The 20,535-nt window shown below is 58.2% G+C and carries 20 protein-coding genes; 15 read left to right on the top strand and 5 right to left on the bottom strand.

The window, feature by feature from the left end:
* Positions 1 to 94: 94 nt before the first annotated feature.
* Positions 95 to 1,666 (bottom strand): sensor domain-containing diguanylate cyclase, encoded by a 1,572-nt coding sequence (locus AC1RL4_RS13325; RefSeq protein ID WP_019582103.1) that lies wholly within the window; start codon positions 1,664 to 1,666, stop codon positions 95 to 97.
* Positions 1,667 to 1,859: 193 nt separating this feature from the next.
* On the opposite strand from AC1RL4_RS13325, the gene AC1RL4_RS13320 reads away from it, so the two are divergent.
* Positions 1,860 to 2,342, top strand: a complete 483-nt coding sequence (locus AC1RL4_RS13320) for a hypothetical protein (RefSeq protein WP_018928117.1) — start codon at positions 1,860 to 1,862, stop codon at positions 2,340 to 2,342.
* A gap of 3 nt (positions 2,343 to 2,345) precedes the next feature.
* Here the strand turns inward: AC1RL4_RS13320 and AC1RL4_RS13315 are convergent, their stop codons facing one another.
* Positions 2,346 to 4,097, bottom strand: a complete 1,752-nt coding sequence (locus AC1RL4_RS13315) for a L,D-transpeptidase family protein (RefSeq protein WP_230172746.1) — start codon at positions 4,095 to 4,097, stop codon at positions 2,346 to 2,348.
* A gap of 81 nt (positions 4,098 to 4,178) precedes the next feature.
* Between AC1RL4_RS13315 and AC1RL4_RS13310 the strand changes: the two genes are divergently transcribed.
* From AC1RL4_RS13310 to AC1RL4_RS13270, 9 genes are all read left to right on the top strand, one after another.
* Positions 4,179 to 4,886, top strand: a complete 708-nt coding sequence (locus AC1RL4_RS13310; RefSeq protein ID WP_018928119.1) for a murein L,D-transpeptidase catalytic domain family protein — start codon at positions 4,179 to 4,181, stop codon at positions 4,884 to 4,886.
* Positions 4,887 to 5,032: 146 nt separating this feature from the next.
* The gene (locus AC1RL4_RS13305) at positions 5,033 to 6,874 is read left to right on the top strand and encodes a copper resistance system multicopper oxidase (protein ID WP_230172750.1); all 1,842 of its coding nucleotides are present in this window, start codon (positions 5,033 to 5,035) and stop codon (positions 6,872 to 6,874) included.
* A gap of 10 nt (positions 6,875 to 6,884) precedes the next feature.
* Complete coding sequence (locus tag AC1RL4_RS13300; RefSeq protein ID WP_230172752.1) at positions 6,885 to 7,772, top strand: copper resistance protein B; 888 nt, start codon at positions 6,885 to 6,887, stop codon at positions 7,770 to 7,772.
* A 55-nt stretch (positions 7,773 to 7,827) separates the two neighbouring features.
* Complete coding sequence (copC, locus tag AC1RL4_RS13295; protein WP_230172753.1) at positions 7,828 to 8,211, top strand: copper homeostasis periplasmic binding protein CopC; 384 nt, start codon at positions 7,828 to 7,830, stop codon at positions 8,209 to 8,211.
* Between the two features lie 3 nt (positions 8,212 to 8,214).
* Positions 8,215 to 9,138 (top strand): copper homeostasis membrane protein CopD, encoded by a 924-nt coding sequence (gene copD, locus AC1RL4_RS13290; protein ID WP_096480701.1) that lies wholly within the window; start codon positions 8,215 to 8,217, stop codon positions 9,136 to 9,138.
* Between the two features lie 154 nt (positions 9,139 to 9,292).
* Positions 9,293 to 9,634 (top strand): hypothetical protein, encoded by a 342-nt coding sequence (locus AC1RL4_RS13285; protein WP_019582098.1) that lies wholly within the window; start codon positions 9,293 to 9,295, stop codon positions 9,632 to 9,634.
* Positions 9,635 to 9,861: 227 nt separating this feature from the next.
* Positions 9,862 to 10,266 carry a hypothetical protein gene (locus AC1RL4_RS13280; protein WP_096480702.1) on the top strand — a complete coding sequence of 135 codons (405 nt, stop codon included), beginning with the start codon at positions 9,862 to 9,864 and terminating at the stop codon, positions 10,264 to 10,266.
* 94 nt (positions 10,267 to 10,360) lie between these two features.
* Complete coding sequence (locus AC1RL4_RS13275; RefSeq protein ID WP_096480703.1) at positions 10,361 to 10,564, top strand: DUF2933 domain-containing protein; 204 nt, start codon at positions 10,361 to 10,363, stop codon at positions 10,562 to 10,564.
* A 141-nt stretch (positions 10,565 to 10,705) separates the two neighbouring features.
* Complete coding sequence (locus AC1RL4_RS13270; RefSeq protein WP_028939654.1) at positions 10,706 to 11,497, top strand: transporter substrate-binding domain-containing protein; 792 nt, start codon at positions 10,706 to 10,708, stop codon at positions 11,495 to 11,497.
* 139 nt (positions 11,498 to 11,636) lie between these two features.
* Here the strand turns inward: AC1RL4_RS13270 and AC1RL4_RS13265 are convergent, their stop codons facing one another.
* A complete protein-coding gene (locus tag AC1RL4_RS13265) occupies positions 11,637 to 11,834 on the bottom strand; it encodes a hypothetical protein (RefSeq protein ID WP_019582096.1) in 198 nt (65 codons plus the stop codon).
* Positions 11,835 to 12,327: 493 nt separating this feature from the next.
* Here AC1RL4_RS13265 and AC1RL4_RS13260 point away from each other — a divergent pair, with 493 nt between their 5' ends.
* The 4 genes from AC1RL4_RS13260 to tal all read left to right on the top strand — a co-directional run bounded on the left by AC1RL4_RS13260 (position 12,328) and on the right by tal (position 18,117).
* Positions 12,328 to 12,786, top strand: a complete 459-nt coding sequence (locus AC1RL4_RS13260) for a hemerythrin domain-containing protein (protein WP_019582095.1) — start codon at positions 12,328 to 12,330, stop codon at positions 12,784 to 12,786.
* A 396-nt stretch (positions 12,787 to 13,182) separates the two neighbouring features.
* Positions 13,183 to 15,663 (top strand): hypothetical protein, encoded by a 2,481-nt coding sequence (locus AC1RL4_RS13255; RefSeq protein WP_019582094.1) that lies wholly within the window; start codon positions 13,183 to 13,185, stop codon positions 15,661 to 15,663.
* Between the two features lie 169 nt (positions 15,664 to 15,832).
* The gene (gene dusA / locus AC1RL4_RS13250; protein WP_230172755.1) at positions 15,833 to 16,834 is read left to right on the top strand and encodes a tRNA dihydrouridine(20/20a) synthase DusA; all 1,002 of its coding nucleotides are present in this window, start codon (positions 15,833 to 15,835) and stop codon (positions 16,832 to 16,834) included.
* A gap of 356 nt (positions 16,835 to 17,190) precedes the next feature.
* Positions 17,191 to 18,117 carry a transaldolase gene (gene tal / locus AC1RL4_RS13245; protein ID WP_019582092.1) on the top strand — a complete coding sequence of 309 codons (927 nt, stop codon included), beginning with the start codon at positions 17,191 to 17,193 and terminating at the stop codon, positions 18,115 to 18,117.
* Positions 18,118 to 18,258: 141 nt separating this feature from the next.
* On the opposite strand, the gene rssC is transcribed toward tal, so the two are convergent.
* Together rssC and rssB are read right to left on the bottom strand one after the other, a co-directional pair.
* Positions 18,259 to 18,741, bottom strand: coding sequence for an anti-sigma factor antagonist RssC (gene rssC / locus AC1RL4_RS13240; RefSeq protein ID WP_007935262.1), 483 nt, complete (start codon positions 18,739 to 18,741; stop codon positions 18,259 to 18,261).
* Positions 18,741 to 19,922: a two-component system response regulator RssB gene (rssB, locus tag AC1RL4_RS13235; RefSeq protein WP_018928140.1), complete on the bottom strand. Its 1,182-nt coding sequence runs from the start codon at positions 19,920 to 19,922 to the stop codon at positions 18,741 to 18,743. The genes rssC and rssB overlap by 1 nt, the downstream gene beginning before the upstream one ends.
* Positions 19,923 to 20,198: 276 nt before the next feature.
* On the opposite strand from rssB, the gene AC1RL4_RS13230 reads away from it, so the two are divergent.
* Positions 20,199 to 20,498 carry a PilZ domain-containing protein gene (locus AC1RL4_RS13230; protein WP_007935265.1) on the top strand — a complete coding sequence of 100 codons (300 nt, stop codon included), beginning with the start codon at positions 20,199 to 20,201 and terminating at the stop codon, positions 20,496 to 20,498.
* Positions 20,499 to 20,535 lie beyond the last annotated feature (37 nt).

The raw sequence follows: 20,535 nt of genomic DNA, 5'->3' as shown, positions 1-20,535 counted from the left end.
AGGCATGCCCGATCATCGCTCCTGGATAACGCAAGTCATTGCCGCACTTGAAGAACCGGTCACAAGGACCATTGCCCATCGATGGCCGCAAGCGTCATCGATCCGAGCGCATCAGCGCTTCGACGCCCCCTTCCATCGACAACACTGCCGAGCGATTTCGCCCTGAGTGCTTGGCCTGGTACAGCGCCGCATCCGCGCGCTTGATCAACATTTCGGTGCTGTCGTGCGCCGTCGGCACAAACGAATAACAGCCAAGACTGACCGTCAGATAGCCCGTGGGTGAACCGCTGTGGGTGATGTTTTTGTCCATGACGCTACGGCGGATTTGCTCGGCGATCGTCAGTGCTCCATGAATGTCGGTGTCCGGCAGCAACACCGCGAACTCTTCGCCGCCGTAGCGCACCGCCAGATCGGCTTTGCGGTGGCAGCAACTCTTCAGGGCCCGCGCCACTTCGGCCAGGCAATGGTCCCCGGCCACATGACCGTAAGTGTCGTTGTAGCGCTTGAAGTAATCGATATCGAGCATAATCAGGCCCAGCGAGCTCAACCGCCGGGCACCGCGCCCGAACTCTTTCTCCAGCGCCCGTTCGAACAAGCGGCGGTTGGCCAACCCGGTCAGGCTGTCGTGGGTGGCGATCAGCTCCAGGGTTTTCTGCGCCTCGCGCAAATCCGCCTCGATGCGCTCGCCCGCACGAACCTGATGAATGAACACCCAACCGAACAACCCCACGCCGAGGACAACCAGAGCGACTATCACACCGGATTGAATCGCCGTGTCGTACCAGTCCTTGAGGACTGCGTCTTTGGAGGATGCCGCTGCGACCACCACCGGATAGGCGTCGAGCTGACGATAGCCATACAGCCGAGGGATGCCATCGACCACCGAGTCGATCATGGCGTTGCCGGACGTGGCGTTGGGCAAGAGTTTCTGAAAAATCTCGCCCTTAGCCAATGACCTGCCGATCTGCGATTCCACAAACGGCCGCCGCGCCAGCAGTGTTCCATCGGTCAATGCCAAAAACATCGCGCCGTTGTCGTCGAGGCTGAAGCTTTTGAAGAACTGATCGAAGTACGACATCTTGATCCCGGCCAGCAACACGCCCTGGAAATGACCGCTCTGATCGTTTATCCGTTTGGAAACCGGAATGATCCACTCGCCATTTTCCCGACTGCGAATTGCCGGGCCGATGTGCGCCAGGGTTGAGATGTTTTGCTGGTGAAACCTGAAATACTCGCGATCCGCCACACCAGCCCCGCGGGGTAGATCCTCGAACGACGTCACGGCCCATTGCCCCTGCCTGTCGAACAGAAATATCCCGTGCAACTGATGCAGCGCCTGCACCCGCCGCGCGAAGGTTTTCTGCAAGCGTGACGTCTGGGCAGCGTCGAAACCTTCAGCCTGAATCCAGTCCACCAGACTGGTCAGCACCAGATCGGCCTTCATGAACGTGTCTTCGGCCTGCTGCGCCATGGCCCGGGTCAGGTTCGACGACGACACCTCGGCCAACGCGAGGTCGTGCCGACGCGACTGCTCCAGTTGCAGGTAAAGCAGCCCACAGAGACAAAGGCATACCGCCGCAATGAACAGCACCGCGGCCTTGAGCAAAGGCAGTCGCTTCAAGGCACCGCCGGACGCGTCCTGCGGATCGTGAATGGGGATAGGCAAAAGTGAGTCCTGGAAGGGTAAGACATGGGCAACGGCCCAAAGCCCCTATTTTTTTTGAGCGTAGTCTACGGGGTTGTGCGGGATAAACAGAGGATTGAGGGATAAATGGTTGTGTTTTAATTCCATGACGCAAGGCAAAACCACATGACCTTGAAGGAGCTACGATTAACTGACATCACGACAGGAAATCGAAATGAGTAAGGTAGACGAGCTCGCCGCGAAGCTTAAACAATCCCGGCAAACCAGTGCCGACGCGACCATCGCCGATCAAGCCATCGACAGCTGGCCCGCCCAGGTCTACGAGCTGTATCACCAGATCGAAGCCTGGCTGCAACCACTGATCGAGGTGGGCCTGAAGCTGCGACGCAATTCCACCCATGTGTTCGAGAGTGCGCCGGACGGTGCGACTTACGATTACGCCATCGACCAACTGCTGATCGAAGGCAACCACCACGGCATCACCTTCGATCCCGTCGCGCGCTTCACCGTCGACGGCGCCGGGCGGATCGAAATCCACTCGACAGGCAAGGAACTCGCCTTGTTACGAACCGTGAACGAACACGGCGAGACGCAGTGGTGGCTCCAGGCGAGCGAACAATCCGGACAACAACCGGATGCGATCGCGCTGACGGAACACAATTTGCTGCTGGCAGTGCAAGAAGGCTTGGGGCTTTAAAGCCTACAACTTGCTCTGCTCCGCTGCCACCGAGGGAGGCGCCGCTCGCCTCCCGTCCAGCGCCGGCCGCTCCGAAGGCTGATTCAACGCCCGCAATACCGGGGAGTCATAGCCATACACATCGGGCTTGAATGTCACGCGCCCATCAAGACTCAGGTCCACCGTCCAGTAGGCCAACAGCACCGGCACTTTCACCGGGAGCCTGATGTTCTCTGTCTTGCCGTTGGCTAACTGTTTTTGAATCCCTTCGCTGTTCCAGTGAACCGGATCGTTGAACAACAGCTCCACCAATTGCAGCGGGTTTTCTACCCGAATACAGCCGGAGCTGGTCGCGCGGTTGGATTTCGCGAACAACTCGCGATGCGGCGTGTCGTGCAGATAAATCGAATACTCATTGGGAAAACGAATCACCACCTGCCCCAGCGAGTTATCCGACCCCGCATCCTGCCGTAAGGTAAGGCCACGCGGGTTGTCCCAATCGACAGTGGACGGATCAAGCACATTGCCATCTCGATCGATCACGCGAATCCGGCTTGCCTCAAGGTAACCAGGATTGTCGCGAATCTTCGGCAGCATGTCCTTGAGCAGAATCGTCGGTGGCACGGTCCAGGTGGGGTTGAACGTGACGTAGGTGATCGCGGATTGAAAAATCGGCGTGCTGCGAAACGGCTTACCGACCTGCACCCGCGAGCGCCAGATCGGTTTGCCATCGCGATAGAACGCGACTTTATACCCGGCGATATCGACCACGACGAAGGTGCCCTGAAGCTTGTACAGCAGCCATCGCGCCCGCTCCATGTTCACCCGCACCTGATCGATTCGCGCCTCGACCGGTACATTCAGCTCCGCGAGCGTCGCCGGCCCCGCTACGCCGTCCGCCCCAAGGTATTGCTCGGTCTGAAACTTCTTCACCGCCGCAGTGACGGCGTCGTCGTAGTCGGTGCGAGCAGTTCCTTGCGCGGCGAGATAACCGCCCGCCGCCAAACGCGTACGCAATAGAGCGACCGAGGCGTCGTCCATGCCGGGCCTGAGCGTCTGCCCTTCCGGGATCTTTGGCCAGCCGCCCCGATCACGAACCTTGCGCAGTTGCGCCAGGCCATGGCGCAACGTGCCGTAAACCGCTTCTTGGGGCGGCGCCTGGGCGAAGGCGCGCGCAATGTCATGGCTGTCGAGGGCGGCAAAAAATTTATTGACGTCCTCCCGAGGATCGACGCCAGCGGGGTCGAAGTTCCAGTGGATGTCCAACCGCGAAGGGTCGACCTTGCCGCGCCGCAACTGCAGCAGCGCCGTGATGAACGTCCGGGTGGCGGAGATATCAAAGGCTGCCCGTTGCCCGGGGGTTGGGGAGGTTGTCTGCATCAGCGTGTGGGCCTCGGCCAACTCGGCGATCCGGAAATCCGCGGGGTTCAGGCCATCGGCCTGGGTATCACCCAAGCTTTTCAACAACTGAGCGACATCGTCATCGTCCGTCCAGGCGGCGCGATAGCCACGATGGCTATAAAAATCCAGCACGACTCGGTTCACATCGACCCGTTGATGACGCGGCGAGGTGAGCAGCGGCGGAAACGCCGAACTCAATGGCGCCAACTCCGCCTGAATCGCTTGGCCAACATAATCACCGGGAGCCGCTTCAGCCACAGTGCTAACGGGAGATACCGGCTCAATCGGCGAAGTTTGCGCGATCGCCGTGCCGCTTATCAGAAAGCCCATAAAAAACATGCGGCTTATGACGAATAACCTTGTTAACTGCGCCATGGATAATCCTTAATCTTCCGTTTTCAACCGGCTAGCGTCGTGCGCGCTGCTAGACTCGAAATATTCAGATGAGACTTGCATATGGCCCCACACCGCTTTGGCTGCTTAATGACGGCCCTGCTGCTGACTGCTTTTTTTTCATTACCGGCAGCCTACGCCGATTCGCTTGAAGCTGCCTTGGTCAAAGCGGCCCCCGATGCCAACGCCAAAGTCATTGCCCTGGCCGTTCGCGCCTCCCAATGCAGCCGGGCCCAAGGCACGTCCCCGGTGCAGAGACTCGCAGTGATCGATTATTCCCTGCCCTCGACGGTGCAACGTCTTTGGGTATTCGACCTTAAACAACGCAAATTGTTGTTCCATGAACTGGTCGCCCACGGTCGCAACAGTGGCGAGAACATGGCCAGCCAATTCTCCAATCAGAATGCCAGCTACGCCACCAGCCTGGGCTTGTACCGCACCCAATCCAGCTATGTCGGGCAGAACGGTTATTCCCTGCGCATGGAAGGTCTGGAACCGGGTTTTAACGACAACGCCTTCGAACGGGCGATCGTCATTCATGGCGCGCCTTACGTCAGCCCTGCCCTGGCGCGGGCCAATGGCCGGATTGGCAGAAGTCTCGGCTGCCCGGCGGTGAGGCCTGCGATTGCACATCGGCTGATCGACTCGATGAAAGACGGGCAGTTGTTGTTCTCCTACTATCCGGATCAGCGTTGGTTGAAATCTTCTTCGTATATCAATTGCGGTAACGCCACCGTGGCGGATTCTTCCAGGTCCAATAGCAGTCCTTGAACACCGCGTGAAACTGTCAAAACTGTAATCTTGGCCTCAGCCTGCTGAAAGGCACCGCCCGTTAGCCTCCTCCCCATTGAGTTCTCTTCCTTCCGCTCAGGATGGACCTGAGGGCTTTATCAGGCTGACGGACGGGATAAAACGGCATGCATTCCAACACCTCAAGACGCACCTTTGTGAAGGGCCTGGCCGCTGGCGGGATGCTCGCTGGCCTCGGGCTGTGGCGCACGCCAGTCTGGGCGGTCACCAGCCCCGGCCAACCGAATGTGCTGGCCGGTACCGACTTCGACCTGTTCATTGGCGAATCCCCGGTCAACATCACCGGCAACCCTCGAACCGCGATGACCATCAACGGCGGCATTCCCGGCCCCCTGCTGCGCTGGCGTGAAGGCGACACCGTCACGCTGCGGGTGAAAAACAAACTCAAGGACAGCACGTCGATTCACTGGCACGGCATTTTGCTGCCGGCCAACATGGACGGCGTGCCGGGCCTGAGTTTTCACGGGATCGAGCCGGGTGGCATGTACGTCTACCAGTTCAAGGTCCGGCAGAACGGCACTTACTGGTACCACAGCCATTCGGGCTTTCAGGAACAGTCCGGGGTTTACGGGCCGTTGGTGATCGACGCCAAGGAGCCGGAGCCGTTCCAGTACGACCGCGACTACGTGGTGATGCTCACCGACTGGACCGACGAAGACGCCGTCGGCCTGATGAAAAAACTCAAGAAACAATCGGACTACTACAACTACAACAAACGCACCGTGGGCGATTTCATCCACGACGTCAGCGAGAAAGGCTGGGGCTCCACGGTGGCCGATCGCAAGATGTGGGCCGAGATGAAGATGAACCCCACCGACCTGGCGGACGTCAGCGGTGCCACTTACACCTACTTGATGAACGGCCAGGCGCCGAACATGAACTGGACCGGCCTGTTCCGTCCCGGCGAAAAGCTGCGCCTGCGTTTTATCAACGGCTCGTCCATGACCTATTTCGACGTGCGTATCCCGGGTTTGAAAATGACCGTGGTCGCGGCGGATGGCCAACACGTCAAACCGGTGAGCGTCGACGAGTTCCGCATCGCGGTGGCGGAGACGTTCGACGTGATCGTCGAGCCTACCCAGGACGCCTATACCCTGTTCGCCCAGTCGATGGATCGAACGGGTTATGCGCGAGGCACCCTGGCGGTGAAGGCCGGGTTGTCGGCGCCGATTCCAGCGCTGGATCCGCGACCGCTGGTGACCATGGATGACATGGGCATGGGCGGCATGGATCACGGCAGCATGGGCGGTGACATGGCGGGGATGGACCACGGTGCCACGCAAGGCATGAACGGTGGTGACATGCAGGGCATGGACGGCGGAGACATGCAGGGCATGGACGGCGGCAACATGCAGGGCACGAACAGCATGGCCGGAATGGATCACAGCAGCATGGACATGGGTGGCATGGCCGGGATGGCCGGGATGCAATCCCATCCCGACACGGAAAAAGACAACCCGCTGGTGGACATGCAAGCCATGAGCACCACGCCAAAACTCGACGACCCGGGCATGGGCCTGCGCAACAACGGCCGCCGTGTGCTGACCTACTCCGACCTGCGCAGCACCTTCGAAGACCCGGACGGCCGCGAGCCCGGCCGCACCATCGAACTGCACCTGACCGGCCACATGGAGAAGTTCGCCTGGTCGTTCAACGGCGTGAAGTTCTCTGATGCCGAACCCGTGCGACTCAAGTACGGCGAGCGGGTTCGAGTGGTGCTGGTCAACGACACGATGATGACCCACCCCATTCATTTGCACGGCATGTGGAGCGACCTCGAAGACGAAAACGGCCAGTTCATGGTGCGCAAACACACCATTGATGTGCCGCCGGGATCGAAGCGCAGCTACCGGGTCACCGCCGATGCGCTCGGCCGCTGGGCCTACCACTGCCATCTCCTGTACCACATGGAAATGGGCATGTTCCGTGAAGTTCGCGTGGAAGAATAAGGCGCTACCCATGACCAGACTCACTCCGATCTCTTTGGCCCTCGTTACCGTGGGCCTGACGCTCTCTTCGGCCATGGCCGCCACCGACAACATGCAGGGCATGGACCATAGCCAGATGCCGGGCATGGATCACAGCCAGATGCAGAGCGAGGATTACGGGCAAATGCAGCCCGCCGCGCCGACCCAAAGCCGCACGCCGATCCCGGCATTGACCGACGCCGACCGTGCCGCCGTTTTCGTCAGCCCCGCCGGCCATGACATGCACGACAGTGCGCTCAACTATTACTTCCTCGCCGACAAACTCGAATGGCAGGACGCCGATAACGGCAGCGCATTGGCGTGGGATCTGTCTGGCTGGATCGGCGGCGACGTTGATCGCCTGTGGTTGCGCTCCGAAGGCGAACGCGTCAATGGCAAGACCGAAGATGCCGAAGTCCAGGCCCTCTGGGGCCACGCGATCAGCCCATGGTGGGACGTGGTGACCGGCGTGCGCCAGGACTTCAAACCCGGCGCCCCGCAAACCTGGGCCGCGTTCGGTGTGCAAGGCATGGCGTTGTACAACTTCGAAACCGAGGCCACCGCTTTCATCGGCGAAGGCGGCCAGACCGCCGCACGGCTGGAAGGCGACTACGACATCCTGCTCACCAATCGGCTGATTCTGCAGCCGACCGCCGAGCTTAACGTCTACGGCAAAAACGACCCACAACGGGGCATCGGCTCCGGACTTTCCAGCACCGAAGCCGGGCTGCGCCTGCGCTATGAAATCCGCCGGGAGTTCGCGCCCTACATCGGTGTGACCTGGAACCGCACCTACGGCAAAACCGCCGATTACGCCAGGGACGAAGGCGAGGACCGCAGCGAAGCCCGACTGGTCGTCGGCGTTCGGCTGTGGTTCTAAACACTTCAACTCAAAAACCTAAAAAACAACCGCTTAAAGCGGTAAGAGGCCTTGCATGCGCACCATCAAAACCACCGCTGTCGCCATCGCACTTTCCACCGGGCTGCTCATGAGCGCACAGGCTCAAGCCCACCCGAAACTGCTCTCCTCCACCCCAACCGAAGGCGCGGACGGCGCAGCACCGAGCAACATCGAGCTGCACTTTTCCGAAAACCTCATGACCCAATTCTCCGGCGCCAAACTGGTCATGACCGAAATGCCCGGCATGGCCCATTCCCCCATGCCGATGAAAGCCAAAGTCTCCGGCGGCAGCGACCCGAAAACCATGGTCATCACCCCGCTCTCGCCCCTGCCCACCGGCAGCTACAAAGTCGAATGGCGCGCCGTGTCTTCGGACACTCACCCGATCACCGGCAACGTTACGTTCAAAGTGAAGTGATTGATGAGCGACTCGGTCGGCATTGCCCTGCGGTTTGCGTTGTATGTGGATTTGATGCTGTTGTTCGGGGTGGCACTTTTTGGGCTGTACAGCCTTAAAGGGCAGGAACGGATGTCCGGGGCGGTGCTGCCATTCCGGTCGATGCTGGCGGGGACGGCAGTGCTGGGCGCGGTGTTGTCCGTCGCCAGCATGGTGATGATGGCGAGCGCCATGAGCGGTGAAACGGACTTCGCCGAGCTGCGTCCGCACATCGAGATGATGCTGTTTGAGACGGATGTCGGCTTGGCTTGGGGGGTTCGCATTGTTGCGCTGGTCATCGCTGGCTTAGCGGTGATGCTCCGTGCGCCTGGTTTCAGTTTATGGGTCGCGGCTTTTGCCGGTGCTGTTGCCCTCGCCAGCCTGGCCTGGAGCGGGCATGGGGCGATGGATGAAGGCGATCGTCGCTTTTGGCATTTCGCGGTGGACATTCTGCACCTGCTGGCGGCGGGGGCTTGGCTTGGCGCGTTGCTGGCGTTTGCGTTGATGGCGAAGATCAATGCCCTGCAAACCGAAGCGCGCCTCAGGTTGCTGGCCCGCGCGGTTAATCGGTTTGAGGCGATTGGCGCGGCCATCGTCGTGGTCATCACCGCGACGGGAGTCGTGAATTATCTGTTCATCGTTGGGCCGAAGCTGGACGAGGTGTTTCTCAGCACTTACGGGATTCTGCTGTTCATCAAAGTGGTGCTGTTTGCCGGCATGCTGGTGCTCGCCGCGTTGAACCGGTTTCACCTCGGGCCGTTTCTGGAGCGCTCGTTGCGGGACGGGCAATACACGGTCGCCGCCAATGCGTTGCGGCGCAGCGTGGTGGTGGAATTGGCGGCGGCGGTGTTGATCGTGGGATTGGTGGCTTGGCTCGGAACGCTGAGCCCGGAAATGGGTGCCCAGTAGGGAAATGAAAGCATCCGATGACCGGCCAGAGCAGTCAGTGGACAGGGTGAGGGTCCTTTACTAGCGTCTAACCACACTAGATTTCAAGCCAGAGGGTTCAACACCCAAGCGCCAAGGTGAAAAAAGCGGCGCAATTATCGAAAGGAGTTCGAAAATGGCTGAAGTAATGAAAGTGGTGGATGTCGACTTAAAAATACTTAAATCCAACCCACCGCAGCTACACATATCGGCAATTGGCCTGGTGAATTCTGGTGGATGGACAAACCCGAGACTGGAGCCGCGGGTTTACATTCAGTTCCCACCAGACGGCATTCAGGACTTCGATTTTGTTGCTGATCCGCCCCAAGGAGCCGCTATTCAGGTCATCCTTCCCATCGACGCATCAAAACTTTGGAAAGACCCGCCACTCGATAAACTCAAGGGAGTAAGAGTGCACTCTGCTAGCAACTCGATTGAAGCTCACCTTAAGAGTTCGAAGTCCGTGGCTTGTGGATAAACAACTCATGTAGAGGGATACGTGTCGGGCCTTGCCTGACACGTATCAGCCATTGGAATGTCACAGTGGCAGCACAACAAACCTCTGTGGGCGTCGCTTGATATGGATCAACAACGCCCTGCGACCGTGGCGTAAGTTCAAGATCACTCCCTCTAACGGGAACACAACATATCCTGGTCCGCAGCCATCCGACGCTGCCGATCCGCGTTATCACTGTGGAGATCGCCATGCACATCTACGTCAAGTCCCTCCTGGCCGCACTGGTCATGAGCAGCCCATTGCTGACGCTGGCTGCCGAATACCCCGAAACAGCGCCCGCCGCCCCCACCGATAACGCAACCCAAGCCACGCCCATGCAAGACAAGGCCATGAGCGAACAGATGAAGAAAATGCAGGCAGCCCACGACAAAATGATCGCCGCCAAAACCCCGGCCGAACGCCGGGCAGCCATGCAGGAAGCCATGGCTACGATGAGAACAAGCCTCGGCATGCTGCACGACAATTGCAGAGGTATGGGGATGGGCATGGGCATGTCCGGTGGCAAGGGCAGCTCGGATACGACGATGATGGACATGATGATGAAAATGATGGATCAGCAATCCAGGATGATGAAGATGCCGATGGGCCAATAAGCATTGCGCCATAACCCCCGTCGCTGACGGTTGGCATTGGCCGGCATGGCCGGACGAACCCCCGCGACATTTTCGTCAGAATGGAGCGCGTCACATGAACCACTCAAACCCCTCGACACCTCCTGCCACCTCGTTCTGGCGCGGCAAACCCGGCATCGCGCTGGGCATGCTGCTGGTGATCGGACTGTTCTACATGGCCCGCGAGCATTACGGTCATATCTACCCGCTTCTGCCCTATCTGATTCTATTGCTGTGCCCGCTGATGCACCTATTCGGGCATCACCACGGCAGACACTGACCCATGCATCGCCCTCTCGATCATCGAGCATATTGAACCAGGGCCGGGGAGCATCGCATTCAGCGTGGATGACAGCCAAGAAGCGGTTTCACTACACTGATCCAGCCTTGCCCCCCACTCCATCACAAAAGCCCGATAACAATGAAAACCATAAAAAGCACAATGATGCTCTGTGGCCTGCTGGCTCTATCCTGCGGCGCTCAGGCAGAGCAAAACTCTTCCCATCTGGACACCGTCCTGCAACAAGGCCAACTGCGCGTTTGCACCACAGGCGACTACAAACCCTATACCTTCAAAGGTGAAGACGGTGAATACTCGGGCATCGACATCGCCATGGCCCGCTCACTGGCCGACAGCCTGGGAGCGAAGGTCGAGTGGGTCCAGACCACCTGGAAAACCCTGATGCCCGACATGCTCGCGGGCAAATGCGACATCGGCGTCGGCGGCATCTCCGTCACCCTGGAACGCCAGAAAAAAGCCTTCTTCAGCACCACCCTGGATGTCGACGGCAAAATCCCGCTGGTGCGCTGCGAAGATCAAGCGAAATACCAGACCCTCGAACAAATCAACCAGCCTTCGGTTCGCCTGGTCGAACCGGCCGGCGGCACCAACGAAGCCTTCGTCCACGCCTTCCTGCCCAAGGCGCAATTGCAGCTGCACGACAACGTGACCATCTTCCAGCAACTGCTGGACAAGAAGGCTGACGTGATGATTACCGACGCCTCGGAAGCGCTGTATCAGCAGAAACTCAAACCAGGTTTGTGCGCGGTCAACCCGACGCAATACATGCAGTACGGCGAGAAGGCATATCTGCTGCCACGGGATGACATCAGCTGGAAGATGTATGTCGATCAGTGGCTGCATCTGGCCAAGGTGACGGGGAACTACCAGAAAATTCTGGGTCAGTGGATAGCGGTGCCAGAGGCTAAATAGCCCGTTAGTTGCCGCGACACATTCCCTGTAGCAGCTGGCGCAGCCTGCGTTTGGCTGCGCAGCAGTCGCAAAATCAGGGCACACGGTTCATCAGGCAAATCACGCAACGGCGAAAACACCCCAGCCGTTGCGTCATTCCTTAGTCGTGCAGCAAGCCCGAGCTGTACTCATTAAAGCTGTTGCCGATGGCGCTCCCACCAAAGTTCACCTTGTTGGGGTTATGGCCATCGAATTGTTGGCAGCCTTCTGAAAAGCAGGAACTGGTGCTCACACCCGAACAGGCGCTCAAGAGCAAAGCACCGGTGATCAGCATGGCTTTGAAGAGGTTCGAGATCATCTTGTTGTTTCCTGTGGGCTGGAGGTGTGGCAGCACGGTCTTAGGTGGTCATCCTATGCCGCGAGCCTACCCAACTTGATGAAACATTACTGAGCGACAGCGTGGGTTCAGCATCCTTGTTTTCTCTGAAGCGACCCACCTGCTCAATGGCGGCTTTGTGCGGGAGACCTTCGGGTCTGCCGGGTTCCTGGTTTCCCGGTCTTGCAGACCCGCGCACAGCTGCCACCGCATCGATTGGGCGCTGCTTTCTCCTTCCGTTTTCGCGGGCGGGCATCCGGCAGATCAAATAGTGCATATAAACATACACTCGATATTTCAATTTTTTCCAAAGACGAAAAATTTCCTGGGGTGGGAGCTTTGTGCTCGCCTATACTAAAAAGATTAAATAGTGTCAGCGAGTGCATTTAACAAGATATTGAAACCTAGGCGTCTTTTGGAGTTACTGGTTAAAAACATTTTCTGTGATGATCTGGTGTCGCGACGAGGATTTGACATGAACGTTTTGTTGAAAGAACTTCTGACCTATCATCACGAAGTGTCTATGAAAATTACTCAGATCAAAGAATTGCTGAGGAAAATCAGACATGAACCCGATGGAACTGATGACTGCAAGCTGTTGTTCACGATGCTGGAAGCCTTGCATGGTGATGCAGAGCGACACCACCATGAAAATGAAGAACTTATTCGGCTGGCCTTGCTAGCGACTGAGGCGCCGATCCACCAACGGGTCAAGGATATCGAGCGAGATCATCAGGCATTTGGGCGCATTGCTGGACAGTTGAAGATGTTGGAGGACACCACTAAGGAAACGAGAGTAATTGCTGACACTATCGATGACTTTATCAAAAAATATTACGATCATATGGACGCCGAGGAAAATATTTTCTTTCCGGCGGCAGATAAGTGGCTGTCAGACGACCAGTGGCAGGAAGTCAAGAATCAATGGCATTAGTTGGAGCTCGCCGTACACCTTAAAAAATTAGCTTACTTAGCACTGACTTCACTTAAGTATTACGCGGACACCACGTATTAACTTACAGGGGTGTCCGTATATCGACGGCTCTTCGTTGCAAGTCACTCAACCCCTCCCGTTCCTGTTCTCACTCGCTCTCAACTACCACAGCAAGACTCACCTGAGCCCCGCAAGCCCAATCCTGATAAACTCCCCACCTCCCAGCCTCACCCATTCCAGAAACGCCAATGCCACCAATCACCGCCACACTCGCCCTGCTCTCCCGCCGCTTCTGCGTCGCCCCATTTTGCGTCGATCAGGCTGGTCGTTGGTAACTCAGCATCTCTCTTTTACGCAAACACGCTTATTTGAAATCGCCCATTTATTCTCGAGGTAATGGTGACTCACTCTTCGGATCAACGTACTGACGAAAAAAGCCTGCCTCGATTGTTGCTCGATCTACTTTGGCAAATCGCCGTACTGTTGATCCCGATTTTTCTCGTGGCGGTATTACCGCTGCTGTGGGCGCTCGGTGTGGTACTGGGTTGTGCTGCCTTGATGTGGCTGACGGCACGGGCCGGTTGGCAACGAACCGGTCGAGGGGCTGCCCGGCTCATGACCTCTGCCGCACTAGGCCTGGGTTTTAATCTGGGCAGGGCTTTGCCGGCGTACTGGGATATTGCGGGGGCAGCGGCTGTGATGTTCTTCGGGCTGGCTTGCGTCAGTCACTTGGAAAGACGTTTTGGCCTGGTCGATAAAACACAGGCCAAGTCGTCACCGGTATCGCCTGGTCAGTCTTCAGGCGGCGCCAGTGCCTGGGGTGGGGACGAACCGCAGCAAACTCCCGAGGGCGAGCCCATCAGGGTGTTCAACTACAGCGAAATCGCCATGGGCGGACCCGTCCTGTGCGATTACCTATTTCCCGATGGGGTGCTGCTCCAGGGCCTTGGGTCGTCGGCTCGCTTCTCGAATGACGGACGTTATTTCGCCGCGCCTTTACCCTCGCGCCAAGCCTGGGGATTGGTGATTCTGGATCGACAGTTGCGTCAGCTTTACCAGTGTTCGTGTGATGAATTTTGGGAACTGGATGCCTTTAACGACGGCATCCTGAGTGGGCGTTACAGTCCTCTGGTCGACAACGGCGCACGGGAGATCAGCCTGGAGCAACTGCTGACGACGGCTGAAAAGGTCAGCCTGGTGCCCGTTATTGACCTTTGGGTTGAGCCTGGTGACTGGCAAAAAAACCTTGCGCTCGACGCGTTCCGGCATACGTCTCCCGATGGTCAGCAAAGATTGGACGCCTGTCTGGCGCTGCCGGCCAGCCTGCGCGAATTGCCACAGCCTTGCGCCCCGCTGATGAGCCCGGAATACAGCGTGAGCATGAACGGTGAGCCCACTTCGTTGCTGATCAGGGCCGATACCTCAATCATCTGGAATCATGATGGCCGCTCGTTCGCTTGCCATGCACGGATGAATGATGAGCAACCGCAAGCCCTCGAATATTGGCTCTGGCACGTAGACCGCGGCTGGCAAGCATTGCCTTGTCCGTGGCTATCTGCCGACAGCGAACCTTCCATGGGTTGGAGCGACCCCCTGGAGCTGGATGACCACTACCTGCGGCTATCGTCTTACTTCGACTACCCACAGCCTGATCGCGGTCGCTATGGATATGGCTTGTACAGCATACACAGCGACTGTGAGTCTCAGGTGGGCCATGATCCGAACGGCCGGGTGCAGGTTGCGCAGCGGCACCTGACTCGCATGCGGTTGGCCGTGCCTCTGGTGGGTGATGGACAGCGAGGCGCGACGATGGTCGAGTCGGCACCATTGACTGGTGATACGCGGGCTCAATTTAGCTGGCGGCAAGACAACAGCCTGGGGCTCGGGGGTTATACCTGCAGGATTGGGGACTGGGAGTTACCGGGCGTTTGGCTGCTCGATCATCGAGTTTCAGACACTGGACGTTACATCGCATTAATACCGTTCGCCCTGCCGCCCGCGACAGCAGGTCACGTGGTGGTGGTCGACGCACAGGAACGACAATTGATGAACAGCCCTCCTCTGTTGGTCGCACGATTGTTGGACTTTCGTGGGCCGAGACTGAGCCTGGCAGTGATTCGAGGTCGCCTGGATCAAGATCGGCAAAGCAGTCCATTGCAGCGCTTTGATCAATCGCCACCCGAGGCGGACGATGCCGCTGCATTTTGCCAGTATCGACAGGACTCGCGGCTTTACTACGAGTGGTGTGAGCTCAATGTCAGCCAACAAGGCCTAAGCGCCCTCCCCGATTGGCGTCTGGTTAAACAGCCACAGTCTGCAATCGCCGATGGAAACTTTGTCCAGCCAGCACCGATGGATAAAGATGCCGCTTGGCTGTTCGGTTGTGAAACCGAATACGCCGACAGTTGGCTACGCGTCCAGAGCCCACGCCTGGGCGGGCATTTGCTGACGGCGTCCGGTTGCGCCATCAGCCATCTCGCGCCCTCGATGATCTGGTCCGAGGATGCACGTTATCTCGCGCTGACTCGACTCCATACCAACGTCGAAGATGACCACGGAGGTCGCTTGGCATGGCAGATCTTGCTGTTGGATGTCCAGGAGCGAACCTTGAGGCATTCACCTCAGTGGCTCCATAATCGACCACAGTTTGAAGGTTTTAATGCCAATGTCTTGAAGGTACGTCTATTTCTGCGCGACTGGGAAGCCGAGGATGAAGGAGACCGAGGCTCAATCAGCGCAATGAAGTTGAGCGACCTGCTGGCACTCCCCGCCGAGTCCCTGTGCCCGCACGCAGGACTCTGGCTGACGAAGGATCAACTTTGCCACTCCGAAGCGTGGCAAGCATTGGATACATCGGCCTTACGCCATTGGCGCTAGTCACGTTTATCACTGGCGCTGGATGGCGCGCGAAAAGAGACGAAGCCGACTGCGGTGAGAAGCACGACGTCAGAATCGTGGTCGCCGCAAGTGCCCCCTAGCGCCCTTCCACTCCCTCATTCCTGATAAACTCCCTACCCCGCCTCACGCTTCTTTTATTCAGATACCCATGCCCCATTCAGCCGCACCAACCATCGCCCAACCGCTCTCCCGCCGCTTCTCCGTCGCCCCGATGATGGACTGGACCGACCGCCACTGCCGTTTCTTCCTGCGACTGCTCTCCAAGCACGCACTGCTCTACACCGAAATGGTCACCACCGGCGCGCTCCTCAACGGCGATCACGAGCGCTTCCTGCGTCACAACGAAGCCGAGCACCCACTCGCCCTGCAGCTCGGCGGCAGTGTCCCGCTGGACCTGGCCGCCTGCGCCCGCATGGCCCAGGATCACGGTTACGACGAGGTGAATCTGAATGTCGGCTGCCCGAGTGATCGGGTGCAGAACAATATGATCGGCGCGTGCCTGATGGGGCATCCGCAGTTGGTGGCCGATTGTGTGAAGGCGATGCGTGATGCGGTGTCGATTCCGGTGACGGTGAAGCATCGGATCGGGATTAATGGGCGGGACAGTTACGAGGAGTTGTGTGATTTCGTCGGCACGGTTCGGGATGCCGGGTGCACAAGTTTTACCGTGCATGCGCGGATTGCGATTCTGGAGGGTTTGTCGCCGAAGGAGAACCGCGACATTCCGCCTCTGCGTTATGACGTGGCGGCGCGGTTGAAGGCGGATTTTCCGGAGCTGGAGATTATTCTCAACGGCGGGATCAAGACGCTGGAGGCCTGTCACGAGCATTTGCAGACGTTCGACGGTGTGATGCTGGGCCGTGAGGCGTATCACAACCCTTATGTGATGGCTGAGGTGGATCAGCAGCTGTTTGGCAGCACGGCGCCGGTGATCACTCGGGCCGAGGCGCTGGCGCAGTTGCGGCCTTATATTGCCGAGCATCTGCTGGCGGGTGGCGCGATGCATCACATCACTCGGCATGTACTGGGGCTGGGTACCGGGTTTCCGGGGGCGCGCAAGTTTCGGCAGTTGTTGTCGGTGGATATTCACAAGGCTAAAGAGCCATTGGCGTTGCTGGATCAGGCGGCAGAGTTGTTGGAGGGACGTTAATCCCTCGTCACTCACTTGCAGGTTTCGCGCGCCGGTGTCCGCGCTCTGTCTCGTTAGAAATTGGCCGCTTTGAAATGGCGGCCGTCACTTGTTCGGCCCGAGCGCTCAAAGGTCTAATTCGCAAGCTGGTCAAATCGGTAAGCATTGAGGACATGACCCAGGCCTGCTCAGCACGCTAACCGTCACCTCCATTGAACCTGCCCTCCATTTCAGCATCGTATTTACCGAGACCACGCCCCGCCTTTCAAACATCCGTTTCCAGGATGTTGCCACTGGGGCCTCGATACGCACATGCACCCTTGAGTGGCTGTCAGCGCTCGGGTAATGTCATTAGACCCATAGGACAGAGCACGCCCATGACTTCCAAGCTGGAACAACTCAAACAAATGACCACCGTGGTTGCCGACACTGGCGACTTCGAAGCAATCGCTCGCGTTAAACCCGTGGACGCCACCACCAACCCTTCCCTGCTGCTCAAAGCAGCGGCCATTCCCGGTTATGCCGAGTTGCTGAACGCTTGCGTCAGCGACTGCAAGGGCGATGTGGGCCTGGCCAGTGACCGTTTTGGTGTGGCGGTGGGGCAAGAGATTCTGAAGGTGATTCCTGGCCGTATTTCCACTGAAGTGGATGCGCGCCTGTCGTTCGACACTGACGCCGTATTGAAGCGTGCGCACCGTCTGATCGACTTGTACGAAAAGGCCGGCGTTGGCCGTGACCGTGTGCTGATCAAGATCGCTTCGACCTGGGAAGGCATCCGCGCTGCCGAGAAGCTGGAAAAGGAAGGCATTCAGACCAACCTGACCTTGCTGTTCTCTTTCGCTCAGGCGGCGGCATGTGCTGACGCTGGAGTTTTCCTGATTTCGCCGTTCGTGGGCCGTATCTACGACTGGTACAAGAAGGCCACCGGCAACGACTACACCGGCGCGGATGATCCGGGCGTGCAGTCGGTGACGCGCATCTACAACTACTACAAGGCCAATGACTACAAAACCGTAGTGATGGGTGCCAGCTTCCGTAATCTGAATCAGATCGAACAGTTGGCCGGTTGTGATCGGTTGACCATCAGCCCTGATCTGCTGGAGAAACTGGCGGCGGATACCGGCAAGCTGGAGCGCAAGTTGGTGCCGGGGCATGCGGGTGAAGCGCGTCTGAGCTTGAATGAAGCGCAGTTCCGTTGGTTGTCCAACGAGGATGCGATGGCGACCGAGAAGCTGGCTGAGGGCATTCGTCAGTTTGCTCGGGACCAGGAGAAGCTTGAGGCGTTGTTGCAGGCCAAGCTGTGATTTGAGTTAGCTGGATGCAAAAAGGGCGAACCATGGGTTCGCCCTTTTTTTGCGTTGAATTCGGGTAATGGGCTTAGCACTGGAAGATGTGGTGATTGTTAGGGCGCCTTCGCGGGCAAGCCCGCTCCCACAGGGAATTAATCAGTGACGCTCCAGCGCGTTCACCAGGTCATGAAACGCCTCACGGTTGGAGTCGTTCAGGCCCATGAGGATTTTGTGTGCTTCGAGGACTTTGATCCGCACCACTTCTTCGGACTGGTCCTGGTCTGGCAGGTCGGTCAGGCATTCAGGGCATGGGATCGGGCGGTCAACGATGTTGAACACTTGCTCGAAGCCCATGGACTGCAGCAGACGGGTGATGTCTTCGTGGGTGGTGACGACAGTCGGCAACAGGCCGACTTTTTGCCGCGACAGGATCGACAGCTTGGCCAGCAGGCCCAGAGTGGTGCTGTCGATGCTACGGGTTTCGGTCAGGTCGATCACGATGGCGTTGAAGTTCAACGCAGTGAAGATCCGCTCAATAGTCGCATCCAACGCCGAACACAAGGTCAGGCGAACTTCACCGACGAACTTCAGGACGAAGGTGCCGTCCTGCTCGGCGAACTGGATTCTACCGGTACTCATTAAAGATTCCTGCTCAACACCAACAGGGCGATATCATCCGGCATCTCCCCTAGCGTGGCCAATCCAAAAACCTGGCGCAGGCCATCCAGGCTGCCGCCCGCCGCTTTCACCCGTTGAGGCAAAGCAGCTTCTTTATCTTTGAGTGTGGGTTCTGGCAAAAGGTCCAGAATGCCATCAGACATCAGCGTCAGGCTGAATACCGGCGGCAGCTCCAGTACGTGGTCTTCGTAGGTGGCTTCATTGAAGAGGCCCACCGGCAGACCACGCCCTTCCAGGTAACGAACACTGTCTGGCGTGTACAACACGGGCAACGGCAGATGACCGCCGATGCTATAGGTCAACAAACCTGTCTCCTCGTCGATGACTCCACCGACCATTGTGACGTGTTTACCCAGCTTACAACTGATCAGGCCCCGGTTGATATGACCAAGGACTTCTGAAGGCTTGAATTCCGGCAATGTGCCGTTGCGCTTGGATTCGAACAGCAAGCGCGTGGTCATGAACTTCAGCAGCACGGTGACGAAGGCTGAAGAGGCGCCATGACCGGAAACGTCCGCCAGGTAGAACGCTACCCGACGCTCGTCGACCCGAAAGTAGTCGACGAAATCGCCCGACAGGTACAGCGACGGGATGATCTGGTGCGCAAACTGGAACTCGTTGATGGTCCAGGGGCTCACCGGCAGCATGTTCATCTGCACCTGGCGACCGGCGTTCTGGTCTTCCTGGAGCAAGTTCAGGCTGGCTTCGAGCTCGCGGTTGGCCTTTTCCAGCTTCTCGCGGTAGCGCTGGTTTTCCAGCAGCAGACGCGCACGATCCAGGGCACGGCGCACGGAGTGCTCGAGTACGGCGAGATCTTCGAGAGGCTTGATCAGGTAGTCCGCTGCGCCCAGGCGCAGGGCCTCGACGGCGTCGTTCATCACGCCGGCGCCCGAAACCACGATTACCGGGGTTTGCGGCGACAGTTCGGTGACCTGGCGAATGAGTTCGAGTCCGCCCATCTGCGGCATGCGCAGATCGCAGATGACCAAGTCGGGCTTGTCTTGCTCGAATACCTGAAGACCCTGCTGGCCATTGCTGGCCTGCAGGACACTGAAACCACTGTCTTCCAAGTAGGCCGCGAGGCTCGCACGCACTACTTCGTCATCATCGATTATCAGCAGCGTGGCACTGGTTTTTGGCATGTGGGCAAACGGCGCCAGAATTAGGTTGGCGTAGCAGGCTGGGCATTTGGCCCTGCACACACTACTGGATTCGCTTTCTAGCCTCTCTGCTGCACCGTTTTCGAGCGTTTGCCCTACTCACTGTTCCACCAGAGGTGCCCTTCTAAGGCGCAGACGGTACTCCCATCCGCGAGGCGTTTCAAGCTCACGCCGATGGTCGCTTGACGTCTTTACTTGTCAAATCACCGAGAGTTATAAGAACAGGCAAAACCGTAACCCAAAGGAAGGATCGAGCCCATGAGCCAAACCGATCGGGACTACAGCGAAAAGCGCGATTTCATCCGCATGCGGGTTGATGCCGATGTGTCGCTGATTCATGAAGGCGATGAGGTGCAAGCCGTCTGCATCGACCTTTCCAGCAGTGGCATGCAGCTGGAGGCGCCCCGCTCATTCAAGGTCGGTGACCGGCTCAGCGTGCGGATCGATTCCGATCACGCAGCCCTCAAAGGCCTTGAAGCCGACACCGAGGTGGTGTGGGTGAAAGCACAGGACGGTGGCGGCCAGAAACTCGGGCTTACAATCCTGAAGATGAAATAGCCCTGACTTAACCCCGCAAGCCAAACGAAAGAAGGCG

The organism is Pseudomonas sp. GW822-FHT07A10 (assembly GCF_058798795.1).
Note: the sequence above shows the minus strand (reverse complement) of the source record. Positions and strands in the feature narration are given on the sequence as shown.